The sequence below is a fragment of the Emticicia sp. W12TSBA100-4 genome (genome assembly GCF_040253585.1).
Classification (GTDB): Bacteria; Bacteroidota; Bacteroidia; order Cytophagales; family Spirosomataceae; genus Emticicia.
Genome location: NZ_JBELAU010000008.1, coordinates 221,785 through 236,873, shown reverse-complemented (window position 1 = coordinate 236,873; position 15,089 = coordinate 221,785). Strand labels below are relative to the sequence as shown.

The 15,089-nt window shown below is 38.9% G+C and carries 12 protein-coding genes; 7 read left to right on the top strand and 5 right to left on the bottom strand.

The annotated features are described in order from the left end of the window. The first annotated feature begins 6 nt into the window (after positions 1 to 6). Positions 7 to 522: a gluconate 2-dehydrogenase subunit 3 family protein gene (locus ABR854_RS13360; protein WP_350265905.1), complete on the top strand. Its 516-nt coding sequence runs from the start codon at positions 7 to 9 to the stop codon at positions 520 to 522. Positions 523 to 626: 104 nt separating this feature from the next. Then, complete coding sequence (locus ABR854_RS13355; RefSeq protein ID WP_350265904.1) at positions 627 to 2,345, top strand: GMC oxidoreductase; 1,719 nt, start codon at positions 627 to 629, stop codon at positions 2,343 to 2,345. A 53-nt stretch (positions 2,346 to 2,398) separates the two neighbouring features. Here ABR854_RS13355 and ABR854_RS13350 read toward each other — a convergent pair whose 3' ends face one another. Then, positions 2,399 to 3,328, bottom strand: a complete 930-nt coding sequence (locus tag ABR854_RS13350; protein WP_350265903.1) for a DUF4249 domain-containing protein — start codon at positions 3,326 to 3,328, stop codon at positions 2,399 to 2,401. A 31-nt stretch (positions 3,329 to 3,359) separates the two neighbouring features. Continuing rightward, positions 3,360 to 5,801: a TonB-dependent receptor gene (locus ABR854_RS13345; RefSeq protein WP_350265902.1), complete on the bottom strand. Its 2,442-nt coding sequence runs from the start codon at positions 5,799 to 5,801 to the stop codon at positions 3,360 to 3,362. Between the two features lie 213 nt (positions 5,802 to 6,014). Between ABR854_RS13345 and ABR854_RS13340 the strand changes: the two genes are divergently transcribed. After that, positions 6,015 to 6,695 (top strand): hypothetical protein, encoded by a 681-nt coding sequence (locus ABR854_RS13340; RefSeq protein WP_350265901.1) that lies wholly within the window; start codon positions 6,015 to 6,017, stop codon positions 6,693 to 6,695. Between the two features lie 244 nt (positions 6,696 to 6,939). Here ABR854_RS13340 and ABR854_RS13335 read toward each other — a convergent pair whose 3' ends face one another. Continuing rightward, positions 6,940 to 7,263 (bottom strand): phage holin family protein, encoded by a 324-nt coding sequence (locus tag ABR854_RS13335; RefSeq protein WP_350265900.1) that lies wholly within the window; start codon positions 7,261 to 7,263, stop codon positions 6,940 to 6,942. A 126-nt stretch (positions 7,264 to 7,389) separates the two neighbouring features. Further along, entirely contained in the window at positions 7,390 to 9,072 is a 1,683-nt protein-coding gene (locus tag ABR854_RS13330) for an N-acyl-D-amino-acid deacylase family protein (RefSeq protein WP_350265899.1), read from the bottom strand. Positions 9,073 to 9,344: 272 nt separating this feature from the next. Between ABR854_RS13330 and ABR854_RS13325 the strand changes: the two genes are divergently transcribed. Then, a complete protein-coding gene (locus ABR854_RS13325) occupies positions 9,345 to 10,130 on the top strand; it encodes a hypothetical protein (protein ID WP_350265898.1) in 786 nt (261 codons plus the stop codon). 3 nt (positions 10,131 to 10,133) lie between these two features. On the opposite strand, the gene ABR854_RS13320 is transcribed toward ABR854_RS13325, so the two are convergent. Then, complete coding sequence (locus ABR854_RS13320; RefSeq protein WP_350265897.1) at positions 10,134 to 10,628, bottom strand: dihydrofolate reductase; 495 nt, start codon at positions 10,626 to 10,628, stop codon at positions 10,134 to 10,136. 175 nt (positions 10,629 to 10,803) lie between these two features. Here ABR854_RS13320 and ABR854_RS13315 point away from each other — a divergent pair, with 175 nt between their 5' ends. The 3 genes from ABR854_RS13315 to ABR854_RS13305 all read left to right on the top strand — a co-directional run bounded on the left by ABR854_RS13315 (position 10,804) and on the right by ABR854_RS13305 (position 14,999). After that, positions 10,804 to 12,219 carry an inorganic phosphate transporter gene (locus tag ABR854_RS13315; protein ID WP_350265896.1) on the top strand — a complete coding sequence of 472 codons (1,416 nt, stop codon included), beginning with the start codon at positions 10,804 to 10,806 and terminating at the stop codon, positions 12,217 to 12,219. Positions 12,220 to 12,456: 237 nt separating this feature from the next. Then, positions 12,457 to 13,680: a porin gene (locus tag ABR854_RS13310; RefSeq protein WP_350265895.1), complete on the top strand. Its 1,224-nt coding sequence runs from the start codon at positions 12,457 to 12,459 to the stop codon at positions 13,678 to 13,680. An 11-nt stretch (positions 13,681 to 13,691) separates the two neighbouring features. Continuing rightward, a complete protein-coding gene (locus ABR854_RS13305) occupies positions 13,692 to 14,999 on the top strand; it encodes a putative porin (protein WP_350265894.1) in 1,308 nt (435 codons plus the stop codon). Positions 15,000 to 15,089 lie beyond the last annotated feature (90 nt).

Here is a 15,089-nt window from a genome sequence, read left to right as displayed (position 1 = left end):
AAAACTATGCAACGACGCACCGCACTGAAAAGCCTTTCGGTGGCTCTCGGTGGTTTGGTGTCCATGCCCGCTTGGGCTACAAGTTGGACTCCCGACTCAATCGGCAACGACAAATCTTTATCTGCCAGCGACGAGGCTATTTTAGCCGAAATCGTCGAGACAATTATCCCCGAAACCAAAACTCCTGGGGCAAAATCGCTAAAAGTGCACCAATTTGCCTTACGCATGATTAATGATTGTTATGGAGAAACTGCCCAAAAAAGCCTACGACAAGGCCTTGCTAAAACTGATGATTTGGCTAAACAAATCAACAGCAAACCTTTTATTGAATGTGATGCTCAACAACGCAAGGATACTATTTTGCAGCTAAGCAAAGCCGATGACGCAAGCAAAAAGTTTGTGGAAATGATAAAAAACCTTACAATTCGTGGCTATACAAATTCTGAATATTATATGGTCAATGTTCAGAAATACGTCATGGCTCCAGGTTTTTATCATGGCTGTGTTCCTGTAAAACAATAAACCCTCTACTCAAAAGAGAGCCTTTAAAGTAGCTTTTAAAAAAATATTCTTCGCTTTAGCCCTCCCTATCGGGGAGGGTTGGGTGGGGTTAATCAACGAAAAAAATGCCAAATTTTAATATAGATTCAGTAAAAGACCGCACATTCGATGCCATCGTGGTTGGCTCAGGAATTAGTGGCGGTTGGTCAGCTAAAGAGTTGACAGGCAAAGGTTTACGTACATTGTTATTGGAGCGTGGGCGTGACGTAAAGCACGTAACCGACTACCCAACTACGATGATGAATCCGTGGGAGTTTGACCACCTCGGACAAATTACGAAGGAACTCAAAGATGCCAATCCGATTGCGAGCCGCTGCTATGCATTCAACGAAGATGCTGCTCATTTTTTTGTAAAAGATGCCGAACATCCTTACGTACAAGAAAAACCATTCGATTGGATTCGTGGCTATCAAGTTGGTGGAAAGTCGTTGATGTGGGCCAGAGGTACACAACGTTGGTCGCAATACGATTTTGAAGGACCAGCACGTGATGGTTTTGCGGTAGAATGGCCGATAAACTATGCAGATATAGCTCCGTGGTACAGCTATGTAGAGAAATTTGCGGGTATTTCGGGAAATAAAGATGGACTTCCTCAGTTGCCCGATGGCGAGTTTTTACCGCCTCACGAGCAGTCGTGTGTGGAAAAGCATTTCACCAAAGAAATGGCCAAGCACTATAAAGGTACTCGACCAATTATTATTGGGCGTTGTGCTCATCTTACTGCACCGCAGCCGATTCACTTTCAGCAAGGCAGAGCCAAATGCCAACAAAGAGACTTATGCCAGCGTGGATGTCCGTATGGTGGATATTTTAGTAGTAATTCATCAACTATTCCGTGGGCCATGCGTAGCGGAAAATTGACCATGAAAACTGACTCGGTGGTTCATTCAATCATTTATGACGAACAAAAAGGCAAAGCCACAGGCGTGCGTGTGATTGATGCCCACACCAAACAAATGACCGAATATTATGCCCGTGTGATTTTCTTGAATGCCGCCACGCTCAATACAAACTTAATTTTATTAAATTCTACCTCAAATCGTTTTCAGAATGGCTTGGGCAATGATAATGGACTTTTAGGAAAATACATAGCGTTCCATAATTTCCGTACGACGATTTCGGGAGAATACGAAGGTTTTTTGGATACCACCACCGAAGGTATTCGCCCAAATGGTAGTTATATTCCTCGTTTCCGCAATGTTTTCAAGCAAGAAACCGACTTTTTGCGTGGATATGCTGCAGGTTTTAGTGCCAGCCGCATGACCTATCGAGATACGTCAGGCATTGGAGAAGATTTGAAAGAAAGCCTCAATCATACACGATACGGAAATTGGAGAGTTGGCTCGCACATGATGGGCGAGACGATTCCGAAAGAAAGTAATTACGTGGCACTCGATAAAAATCTGCTTGACCCGTGGGGAATTCCTCAGCTAAAAGTGTCGGTCGCTTATGATGATAACGATGAAAAAATGATAAAGGACTTTCATGAGCAACTCACCGAAATGTACACAAAAGCTGGCTTTACGAACATCAAAACGCATGATAAGCCAGATAAAGCCCCAGGTTTGGATATTCACGAAATGGGGGGGGTACGAATGGGCAAAGACCCAAAAACATCAATGCTCAATAAATGGAATCAGTTTCATAATTGCAAAAATGTATTCGTGACCGACGGAGCTTGTATGACTTCCAATTCGACACAAAATCCATCTTTGACTTTCATGGCTATTACGGCTCGTGCCGCCGATTATGCCGTGAAGGAGTTTAAGAAAGGAAATTTATAGTGAAGACTAAAACCGAAGACCTCCCCAAATTTATAAATTTGGGGAGGTCTTTTTTATTTTGCATTAAACTCCTGCCAAGTAGCATTGTAAGCACCAAAACAACCAAATCCACCATTGATATTGGTATAGAGCAACACAGGTTCGGCAAATGGATTATTGTTTTCTCGTTGTCGGCGGAGTGATGTATGATAATTGTAGTAATGAATATCGGTTTGAAATAAACCAACTTTTATTTTATTTAAGCGTTTATCACTTACTACTCGATTATTTTGCACACCAGCAATATTAATCGACGGCAAGAAGGTTCTGTTCAATGAAAGTAATTGACCATCAGTGTCTTTATCATCAATGGTTCGTAAATCTACAAGGCTCGAAATTAATGTATCGCTTAGTTTCTTATTTGTTCTTGTTTCCGAAATCTCATAATTGACATCATAAGCACTGATGGCTCGATAATAATTTGTTTCGCCTGCTTTATCTTGCCAAATTACTTTTACATCAAATTCGGTATTGGTAACCGTATTCCCTCGCTGAAAATCATTCACGGTTGAGGAGTCTATTTTTACTTCCTTTATTGTAATATTATTCGGAACAGTGGTTGAGGCATTTATTTGTCGGCCATCAGGTGTACTTACTGTAATTGTATAAGTTTTTCCTACTAAAATTGGTAATTCTGAAGGTAAAGCACGGTAATATCCCAATTTTGGACTGTAAATCAATCGAATACTTTTATTGCCATCCGATAAATTTACCGTTGCGTTCGTAATATCTTTTCTAATATCGCCCGTAGTCCCAATTAGCAATTTGGTCTCGGTAACTTTGGCCGCCAAAACCGTATCTTGTGGAGAAATAAAACAAGCCACAACCAACTTAGAATCAGTTTCGGGCAGAAACGAAGGGTCAATCTCCTTAATCAAACTTTCACACGAAAGCAGAAAAGACTGACTGAGAATAAGTATAATATTTAAAAACTTGTTTTTCATTTTTATAAAATCCCCCTTTAGGGGTTAGTTTTTAAAACTTAAAATTATAACTAAATGATGGAATAACAGGAAATATAGAATATCGCTGTAAGATATTGATAATCTGGTTATTAGCATCAACTTTGGTATTGAGCTGGTAGAAAAACGGATTTTTTCTATTATAAGCATTATAAATACTAATTTCCCAAGTGCGTTCGTGGCGGCGTTTCTTTTTGCTAAATTGAATGCCCAAATCAAGTCGATGATATGGCTCCGCTCGGAAAGTATTTTTCTCGCCATATTCCTGCACAGCTCGCCCTGCAAAAAGTGGACTTACTGGGGTTGAAGTATTATTGATAGCATTATTTGCCCCAAAACGAGTATTAAAATTGCTATACCCATTATACCTCGAAAGCGGCACTGTGAGAGCATTTCCAGTACCGAAAACCCAAACTGCCGAAACCGTAATGTTTGGTTTTATATCATAAATTCCGACCAACGAAATATCATTTCGGCGGTCGTAGCGAGGGAAAAACTCTTTGCCAAAATTCAGTTCGTCAAATTGCCATTTTGTCCAAGAAAGCGTGTAGCCTGCCCAACCCGAAAACTTCCCGACTTTTTTCTGCAATAAAAACTCCGCTCCATAAGACCAACCTTGACCAATCGTTACGTTATCCTCCCAACGCACTCGGTTATTTGAAGTTGGGTCGTTGACCAGCAAAAAACTCGCCCCTTCTTTATAATTAATGAGGTTATTCATCTTTTTATAATATCCTTCGATGGTCAGCGTTAAGCCTTTTTTATCGAAATCCTTAGCAAAACCAGCCGCCACTTGTTGCGATTGTTGTGGGGCAACCCTGTCGGTAGTTGGTACCCAAAGGTCGGTTGGTAAGCCAATGCCAGTATTGGTAAGCAAATGCACATATTGATTCATCAGTGCGTAGGAAGCCTTAAAAGCCAAATCACTTTTCAGTTTGTAAGCCGCCGCCAAGCGTGGTTCTGGACGCACATAACTTGCTCCCGAAACTTGATAATTGCTGATTCGGAGACCAGCGTTCATTTTTAGTCGGCTGGTTGCTTGCCAAACGTCTTCGGCATAAATTCCCGATTCTACAACGTCGATATTATCAATTCTGTTTTCAAAACGGCTAATATCGGAGTCTTGTAGCACAACTGCACTTGGTGTAAACCGATGAAAAGTGGACTGAATACCAAATTTCAAGGCGTGCTTTGGGGCTGGAAAAAAATCGAAGTCGTATTTAATAGCATAGTCTCTTATGCCTGATTGATAATCTAAATTATAAGTAGAATTAGTATTAGTATTGAGGTCGAGGGAATTAACTACCGAACTAATATTGAAGCGATAACGGCTATAAATAAGTGATAAATTGCCAAAAAGCTTCTGTGAATAAAGGTGGTTCCAACGCAAAGTGGCAGTTTCATTACCCCAGTTTAGACCGTTTGATGAATTGCTTTCGGGACTTACAGTGTTTGTACTAAACTTATCTTTTCCAAAATACCCACTCAAATACAGTTTATCTTTCTGCCCGAAATCATAATTCATTTTAGCATTCAAATCATAAAAATAATAGCCGCCCTTAGTTTTTTCGATAGCATCCCTTTGAGACGCTTTCACGAGTGGAGCAGCCACAACATCAAGATAAGTGCGTCTTGCCGAAACAATAAATGAAGATTTTGTGGTCTTTTGTTTTTTTGTTTTAATCGGCCCTTCGAGGGTTAATCTTGAAGAAATAAGTCCGATCCCGCCCTCACCGTGCAGTTTTTCTTTATTTCCTTCCTTCATATTCATTTCAATGACTGACGAAAGTCGGCCTCCGAAACGTGCAGGAAAACCACCTTTGGTGAGTTCTACACTTTTGAGGGCATCGCCATTAAAAACTGAGAAAAACCCAAAAAGGTGACTGGCGTTATAGACTACGGCATCATCTAAGATTATCAAATTTTGGTCAGGGCCTCCGCCACGCACATAAATTCCTGATTGGCCTTCCGAGCCTTTCTGTACGCCTGGCATGAGTTGAAGCACCTTCAAAACATCTTTTTCGCCCATAAAAGCTGGGATTTTCTTGATTTGATTGATTGGTACATCAATTTTACTCATTTCTACCGACTCGCTCACTCGCTCTTCTTGGCGTTTTGATGAAACTACCACTTCGTTGAGCTGATTGGCCGAAGCCAACTCAATATTTATTTCGATATTTTTGTTGAGTACAAATGTTTTTTCGATGCGTTCGTAACCTACAAAAGAGAAAACTAAAGTAGCGGCATCGTTGGCAGGAAGCGTTATTGAATAAAAACCGTAGTTATTGCTACTTGTGCCGAAAGTGCTACTGGGAACATAAACGTTTACACCGATAAGTTGCTCTTGACTGCCTTTTTCACGCACGTAACCACTGATTGTAAATGTTCGCTGGGCAAAAGTTGTATGACTCAAAACAGCTAAGAATATTAAAACTAAATGTATTTTTTTTATCATGGGTAGCAGATTATCCTATTATATTACTACGAAAAAGTGCCTATAAAAGTTGTGTAAAGTCTAAAAATTAAAAATTGTAGTGTTTTACGAAGATTAACAATAAAAAAACATCGCAATTGCTTAAATATCAGTTGTTTAGTTTTTATTTGTGCCAACAAAAATTGTAATTTTACGCCAACATTAAAAAGTCTTACCTTCAATCATAAAATTATTATGGCAGAGAACGAAAAAAGCGTTACAGATAAAGCAACGGAAATAGCTGGAGAAGCAAAGGTCGCTGCAACTGAAAAATTGACAGATTTGAAAGCAGAAGCAACTGAAGTAATCGGTGATTTGAAAGCAAAAGCATCGGAGTTAGTTAGTGAAGAAAAAATCAACGAAGTAAAAGCACAGGCAGCCGAGAAAATTGCTGATTTGAAAGAAGATGCAGCCGAGGCAGTAGAAGCTGCCAAAGCAAAAGCACAAGAAGTTGCTGCAGGTGCAAGTGAAAAAATTGCAGACTTGAAAGAAGATGCTGCTGAGGCAGTAGAAGCTGCCAAAGCAAAAGCACAAGAAGTTGCTGCAGGTGCAAGCGAAAAAATTGCTGATTTGAAAGAAGAGGCGGCTGAAGCAGTAGAAGCTGCCAAAGCAAAAGCTCAAGAGTTTGCAGCAGAAGCATCGGCTACGGTTGATAACTTGAAAGCTAAAGCTACGGAATTTATGAAAAGTGAAAACGTTGATGCTATGAAAGCAGAAGCGGCCGAAAAAATCGAAGATTTGAAAGCTGATGCTGCCGAAGCAGTAGATGCTGCGAAAGCAAAAGCTCAAGAAATTGCAGCTGAAGCAAGCGAAACAGTAGCCGAAGTTACTCAGAAAGCCAAAGGTTTTTGGAGTAAATTGTTTGGTGGTAAATAATCTGAATGATACACCAAAACGGTGAATCTGCTTGCAGGTTCACCGTTTTGGTGTCATGTACAAAATTGTATATATACAGCTTTATATACAGTTTCATACGAAGCATTTTCATAGAAAATTGGAACGCTGATTACGCGGATTCTTTCAGAAACGCAGATTTTCACAGATAAAATCCGTTTAATCAGCGTTGGCACATCAGCGTAATCAGCGTTCTATTTTTTAATATTATGGAAATTTCAAGTTTTTACAAAATACTACTCGCCGCCGCCATAGCCACAGCAATGACAATTGCGGGTAGATAGCCATCAATTGTGAGGTCGTCGGTGAATTTGTCAATTAATTTGAGTAAAAGAGCTGTCACGAGCATACGCACAATAAAAGTAAACATCCCCAGTGTCAAAAAATTGAGCGGTACTCGAATTAGAAAACCAATGGTGGCATTCAGGATACCCAAAATTAAAGCAACCACGATGGCAAAAACATAGCTTTTTACGTGCACTTTTGGCCATAAATAAGCGATTCCGAGCAAAACGCCCGCATTAAGTAGAATTTCTAATACAAATCTCATGGTGTTTGGGTTTAATGTAAATTTTTAGTTTAACTGAATTATTTAGACTAAAAAACTATGCCACAGTAAATTAATTATTTTTGCTGACCTAATTTGTGTACTGCGGACTATCGACAGTGGACTTTCTTACTCACTTTTCCACCCCGGTCCTTTCACAAATCTCCCCGATTTTATGCCAGTATGTTGGCCGTCTTTCACAACTTGCTTACCATTAACAAACACATGAAGCATTCCTGCTGAAAGCTGATGTGGCTTCTCAAAAGTTGCTTCATCCTGAATTTTATTGGGGTCAAAAACTACAATATCTGCATAATTGCCAACGGCTAAACGCCCACGTTTCTGAATTTTGAGATTATCGCAAGGTAAAGATGTGAGTTTTCTAATGGCTTCTTGTAGTGTAATCACCTTTTCTTCACGCACATATTTGCCCAAAAGCCGAGAAAAATTGCCATAAGCTCTCGGATGATTACTGGATTTCAAAAACACCCCAGCAGGATTCATAGAGGCCGCATCTGAGCAAAAACTCATGTAGGGTAGTTGAATCTGTTTTTTTACGTTTTCTTCACTCATCAAAAAATATACAACATCAACTCTTGACCCATCCGAAACCACCAAATCCATTGCGGTTTCATACCAAGTTTTTTTCTTGATGGCAGCTACTTCGGCTAAAGTTTTGCCAATATATTTTCGGAGAGAATCCTGCTTAAAACCAATCAATAATGTTTTATCTGCTCCTGCAGCTAAACATAAATTTTCCCAGTCATTTTGTGGTGAAATCATTTCTCGCCCGACTTGCTCTCTGATTGTGCCCGATTTGAGCCTTCTACTCCATTGGTCGAAACCACCTTCTTGCACCCACGGTGGCATGGCGGCGTCAAGTCCAGTTGCCCCAGCAATGTAGTTGTACATATCAGCAGTTATATTGATACCTGCTTTTCTTGCACTATCAATTTTAGTAATCACTTTATCAATTTTGGGCCAATTGTTTTTTCCTGCGGCTTTCAAATGATAAATTTCTGCGTGAATATTTGCTTCTTTTGCAATCGTAATTAGCTCATTGACAGCTTCTTCAAGTCGATTTCCTTCACTTCTTAAATGTGAAATATATGTGCCGCCATATTCGGAAGCTACTTTCGATAACTCAATGAGTTCGTGCGTGTCAGAATAAGTTCCGGGTGTATAAATTAATGCCGAAGCCACACCCATTGCCCCTTCTTCCATGGCCAGTTTCACGTGCTTTTTCATGCGGTCGAGTTCATCAGGTTTAGGCGGACGGTTGGCATAACCCAACTCCATTGCTCTTACAGTTGAAGCTCCCACAAACGAAGCTACGTTGGTCGAAACTCCTCGTTTTTCTAAGTAAGAAAGGTATTCTCCCAAAGTATTCCATGGAATATCGTATTTTATATTGCCTTGTGATTTTTTAGCATCAAGCTTCATTGCATCACTGATTGGCCCCATTGAGTCACCTTCGCCCATAACTTCGAGCGTAACGCCCTGCATTATTTCTCCCATCGAACGCCCATCTTCAATCAGACTTTCGGTACTCCAACTTAGCATATTTACAAAGCCAGGAGCAACTGCCATGCCTTTAGCATCAATTACGGTCACATCTTTTGTGTCAAATTGAAAACCCAAATTTCCAACAAATGCAATCGTATCATTTTTTATAGCAATATCGGCCAAAATAGGAGTAGTTCCATTGCCATCGAAGATAAGACCATTCTTGATGATGAGGTCATATTTGCTTTGATTACAGGAAAATAACAGCAAAAAACTGCTAAAAAAGAATAGTTTATGGGGTTTCATATAGGTTTCATTCAATTTGACTTAAAAATATAGAAAAACTATAAGCAATGAAATTTTTGTTGGCTATAAAGCGAGATTTTATTTTAAATGTAGAGATTTAATGGCAGTAGTATTAAAGAAAACTACTCTTTGAAGCAGGTCATAAATATCATAATTTTACCAAAAAATCTAAGTGGAGAATGTCGGCAGGTTTAAAACCCTGCCGACGTTAATTAACAAGTAAGTTTGCCTGCTATCTATTTGAATAATAATTTAATTAAACTCATTTTGCTATGAAGAAACTCATTTTATTTTACTCACTTTTTATGATGATAGAATCCCCAATTTTTGCTCAATCATTTCTTGGAAACTGGCAAGGTCAGGTGAAAGGAAGCAACGGAAGTTTAAAAGCTGAATTATTATTAAAGACAGCCAATGCAAACCAACTTTCTGGCCAAATGGTAGTTTTCTCTGGAGGAGAGACTAATACTTATCAAATTAAAGGAAATACGGCTGCAAATACGGCGTCGGGTACGCTTACTTATAATGATGGAACGGTGTTTACTTTTGTGATGCAATTACAAAATAATGCCATTCAGCAGAAAATTAGCTATAATAATCAGGTGATTCTGGAGGGGAGTTTTGCAAAAGCTACTGCTGCAGTTTCGCCACAGACAAACAATACAGCAGTAAAACCCGATGGTCTTTATCGAGACCCCAATTTGGTCGGAAAATGGACAAACCAAGAGAATTATTCATCAAATGGTGGGTTTTATGGCGGAAGTAGCACATCAATCATCCTTAATGCCGATGGCACGATTGACGATGGTGGTTCAAGTTCGTATGTGAGTGGGCCGAATAGTTCGGGAAACTCGTCGGGTGGTGGAAACTCAGCCATTGCTCAAGTAAAAGCAGCAGGGGCAAGGTGGTTTACAAAAGGGAATATTCTTTACTGGCGAGTAAATGTCAATGGTAAAATCACCGATGTTGCAAATTCAAAATATTATATCGAACGTGGAGCATTACTACTCACCGATGTAAATACGGGCAAAAAAATGCTCTATTATAAAGGTAAGTAAGTTTTATTTACGTTCAAAAGTCAAAATCGAGATGTCGTAAGGGGTATTTTGTCCTGCCGAAAACTCCTTACGTTCGATGATTTTAAATTCACTTTCATCAAACTCAGGAAAAAAAGCGTCTCCCTCAAAAGTTTCATTAACGAGCGTGAGATAAATCTTATTAGCATAAGGAATCGAAAGTCGGAATATTTCTTCACCGCCCAACACAAAAACTTCATCATCAAATTTACATTTTTCAAAGGCAGTTTCTAAGCTATCAACCACTTCAAAACCTTCATCTGCCACATAATCTGCTTGGCGAGTAATCACATAATTGCCAACTTCAGACCAAATTCGGTGTGGATTATCGTAGCTTTTTCGGCCCATAATCATTTTCTTTCCTTTTGTTACTTCTTTCAAATTATCCCAGTCAGCCGCAATAGGTGTCCACGGTAACGCATTATTTAGTCCAATCGCTCGGTTCAAACTCATTGCAGCAATCAAAGAAATTATAGGCATATTACTATTTTTTATTTTAATTTTACAACAATATCGCTGAAATAACCAATGTTAATCAATACTTAACAATTTGATAACATTGGATTTTTCTTGGATTAATCAAAAATACTCACTTTTGTACCCAAATTACAAACACCAATATAATCAATTAAAAATTAACTAAACCCCAAAAATTATGTTTGGCTTAGAAACCGACATTTTCCTCTTATTGTCATTCTGCCTTTTGGCTGCTTGTGCATTTGAATTTATCAACGGATTTCACGATACAGCCAACGCTGTTGCAACCGTAATCTATACCAACTCTCTCAAACCAACTCAGGCCGTAGTTTGGTCGGGTATTATCAACTTCATTGGGGTTGTGACTGGTGGAGTCGGAGTTGGAATGAGTATCGTAAACCTGCTTCCAGTAGAACTACTTATCGACCAAAATGTTTACCATAGTATCGCTATGGTGCTTGCTCTTTTGTTTAGTGCAATCATTTGGAATTTCGGAACTTGGTATTTTGGTATTCCAGCATCAAGTTCGCACACCTTGATTGGTGCGATTTTGGGTGTTGGTTTAGGATATGCTTTGCTTCCCGATAATAAAATGGGAATTGCAGCCGTAAATTGGGACAAAGCCAAAGAAATTTTCTCAGCACTCTTATTATCGCCGATGGTAGGTTTTGCTTTGGCGGTTTTCTTGATGTTTGCTCTTCGCAGATTATTGAGTAAACAAATCAGAAAACAAGTGTTTGAAGAACCAAATAAAGACGAAGTTCCTCCATTTTGGATTCGTGCCATCTTGATTACAACTTGTACGCTCGTAAGTTTCTTCCACGGTCGTAATGATGGACAGAAGGGTATTGGCTTAGTGATGTTGATTTTGATTGGGGTTTTACCAACTTATTTTGCTATCAATAAAACCATTGATTTCAATACATTAAAGCCAGAATTGGCAACAATTTCGAGTCAAATCTCTCTTATTGATACAACTCACGCTTCAACTGCCGAAAAAGAAAAAATCGCAAAAGTAAAGAGTAGTATTGCTTACTTAAATAGTGTTGCTGATAGCGGCAAAGTTGAGAAAGCCAATGCTCTGGATATTCGAAAAGCTCTTTTGACGGTGAGTGGAACTACCAAGAAATTGATTGAAGATGAAGAAATCGTATTGAGTGAAAATAGTAAATTAATATTAAAAAATCTGGCAACCAAAGAAGAAAAAGGTATCCGCCGTTTTACTGACCACGCCCCAATGTGGGTAATCTTAATGATTTCGTTATCATTGGGTCTTGGAACAATGATTGGTTGGAAACGTATCGTGGTTACGGTTGGTGAAAAAATCGGTAAATCTCACCTTACTTATGCTCAAGGTGCTTCGGCCGAACTCGTTGCAGCAACTACAATCGGTTTAGCTTCTTGGTTCAAACTTCCAGTAAGTACAACACACGCATTGTCTTCGGGTATTGCAGGTACGATGGTAGCGAGTAAAGGTATCAAAAATCTTCAAGCAGGAACAATCAAAAGCATCCTTCTTGCTTGGTTGCTTACTTTGCCTGTCGCAATTATTCTTTCGGCTTCGTTGTTTGTATTCTTCCGTTGGTTATTATAATCATCCTTTAGATTACAACGTATCATATCTCTCAAGTATGTCTGAAAATGACATACTTGAGATTTCCATTGCTTCATCAGTTCTATAAGTTTATATTAAAAGTATCTTTTCGTAAGAGAATTAAACGTGTAATATGCTTATAATTAGAGTATTACATTGAGTTTCTTCACAGCAATCCACACTCGCTGTACCTTATAACACTATTATTTTTAATAACACCAATATAAAAGAATCAAGATGAAACTCCGTAAGACCTTAATTGGACTGGCGATAGCTTTGTGCCCAATCATGTCCAATGCTTCCATTTTTCCACTTTCTACCAAAGACTCTACAAAGAAAGAAGTGAAAAAAAACTGGTACGATAATATCGCTATCAGAGGCTATATGCAAGTACGCTATAACCGTTTACTCGAAACTAATTCTCAACTAAAATGTGAGCAATGCGACAGGTCAATGGGCGATGGTGGTGGTTTTTTTGTGCGTCGAATGCGTATTATTTTTAGCGGAAATCTCGGTGAAAGAGTTTATTTCTATGTTCAGCCCGATTTTGCTTCATCGGCATCAAGTACGGGACTTCACTTCGGACAAATCAGAGATATGTACGTTGATGTTGCTCTCGATAAAAGGAAGGAATATCGCCTCCGACTTGGACAAAGCAAAGTTCCTTATGGCTTTGAAAATATGCAATCAAGCCAAAATCGTTTACCACTCGATCGCAACGATGCCCTCAATAGTGCTGTTTCCAATGAGCGAGATATGGGCGTATTTTTTATGTATGCACCCGCTAAAGTGCGTACACTATTTGCTTCTTTAGTAGCCGATGGCTACAAAGGCTCAGGCGATTATGGCGTTTTTGCTTTTGGTGCTTATAATGGACAAACCGCTAACCGACCAGAACTTAATAATGAAACGCACATAGTAGCACGTTTAACTTATCCATTTCAGTTAAAAAATGGGCAAATCATTGAGCCAGGTATTCAGGCTTACACAGGAAAATATGTTTTGCCAACCGATTTGCGTAGCACAGGAGTTACGAGTACAAGCAATTTCTCTTACCTCGACCAACGTGCGGCTGCTTCGTTTATTCTATACCCGAAACCTTTCGGTATTCAGGCCGAGTATAATATCGGAACAGGCCCAGAATTTAATAAAACAACTAAAGTTATTGAAAGTAAACCGCTCAAAGGTGGCTATATTACGGCAAGTTATATGGTGAAACAAAAACAAATTTTCATTCCTTTTGTGCGTGGACATTATTATGAAGGTGGAAAAAAACACGAATTAGATGCCCGTAGCTACCACGTAAAAGAATTGGAAGTTGGTTTAGAATGGCAACCCAACAAAAATTTCGAGTTAGTTACGATGTACACTTTCTCAGAAAGAAGGTTTGAAGATTTGAGAACTATTGATAATTTGCAAAAAGGACGCTTGTTAAGACTACAAGCACAATTGAATTTTTAAATGTATAATGAATGAAGCATACCAAAACGAAGAGTATATATTTTACGCTGATAATGCTTTTGGGTATTGTATCCCAACTATATGCCCAGCAAAAAGGCTCATTGATGGATGTGGATACTTCGACCGTAAAAAAACTCTTATCGACACTCAAAAAATATGAATATATAGGTATCAGCGGCTATATTCAACCACAATTCCAATTTGTACAGACAGAGGGTGCGAAGTCATTTAATGGAGGAGATTTTGCCCTAAATGTCAATAATCGTTTTATGCTCCGTCGTGGTCGTATTCGCTTCGATTATGCCCGATTTGATAAAAATAATATGCCCCAGCTAAATTTTGTTTTTCAGTTTGATGGAACGGAAAGGGGCGTTGTAATCAGAGATTTTTGGGGAAGAATTTACGAGAATAAGTGGAATATGTTTTCGCTCACTACGGGTATGTTTGCACGCCCATTTGGCTTTGAATTAAACTACTCTTCGAGCGACCGTGAAGCCCCCGAACGTGGACGAATGTCACAGTTATTGATGCGAACAGAGCGTGATTTGGGCGTAATGGCATCGTTTGAGACTCGAACCAAGACAACATTTATTAAATATATCAAATGGGATATTGGTGCTTTTAATGGTCAAGGTTTGGCAGGAACAGCCGATTTTGATAGCCATAAAGATTTGATTAGCAGACTTTCGTTAAAGCCTTATAAAATTTCGCCCAAATTAATTATCAGCGGAAGTATTTCGGGTTTGTTTGGTGGTATGGAACAATTTACGAAGTACATCTATCAAACAACTGATAGTAAATTGTTTATGGTCGATTCGTCAGCTTTAAACGTAGGCAAAATCGCACCACGAAAATACTACGGTGCTGATATACAGATAAGAATACCAAACCGAGTAGGGCAGACCGAATTTAGAGCAGAATACATCAGAGGAACACAAACCGCTACTCAAAATTCAACCGAAACGCCAGGCGTAGTACCAACACTCAATGGCAAAAATGCTCCGTTATACATTCGTCGTTTTGATGGGGCATACTTTTATTTTTTGCAACATTTAGGAAGCAAAAAACACCAATTTGTAGCTAAATATGATTGGTATGACCCAAACAAAAAAGTGAAAGGTACAGAAATCGGCAAAGCATTTACGTTGGCTGATGTCAGATTTAATACGCTCGGTTTTGGATATTTGATGTATCCGAACGAAAATTTAAAGCTAACATTTTGGTACGAAATACCCAAAAATGAAAGCACAAACTTGACCGATTATTCGACTGATGTAAAAGACAATAATTTCACTTGTCGTGTGCAATATCGTTTCTGAAAAGACAAAAAAAAAGAAGAAAATCCTGCCGAAATCTCCGCAGGATTTTTTTATACCAAAATTTATATCTTTTATAAAAATCAAAATACT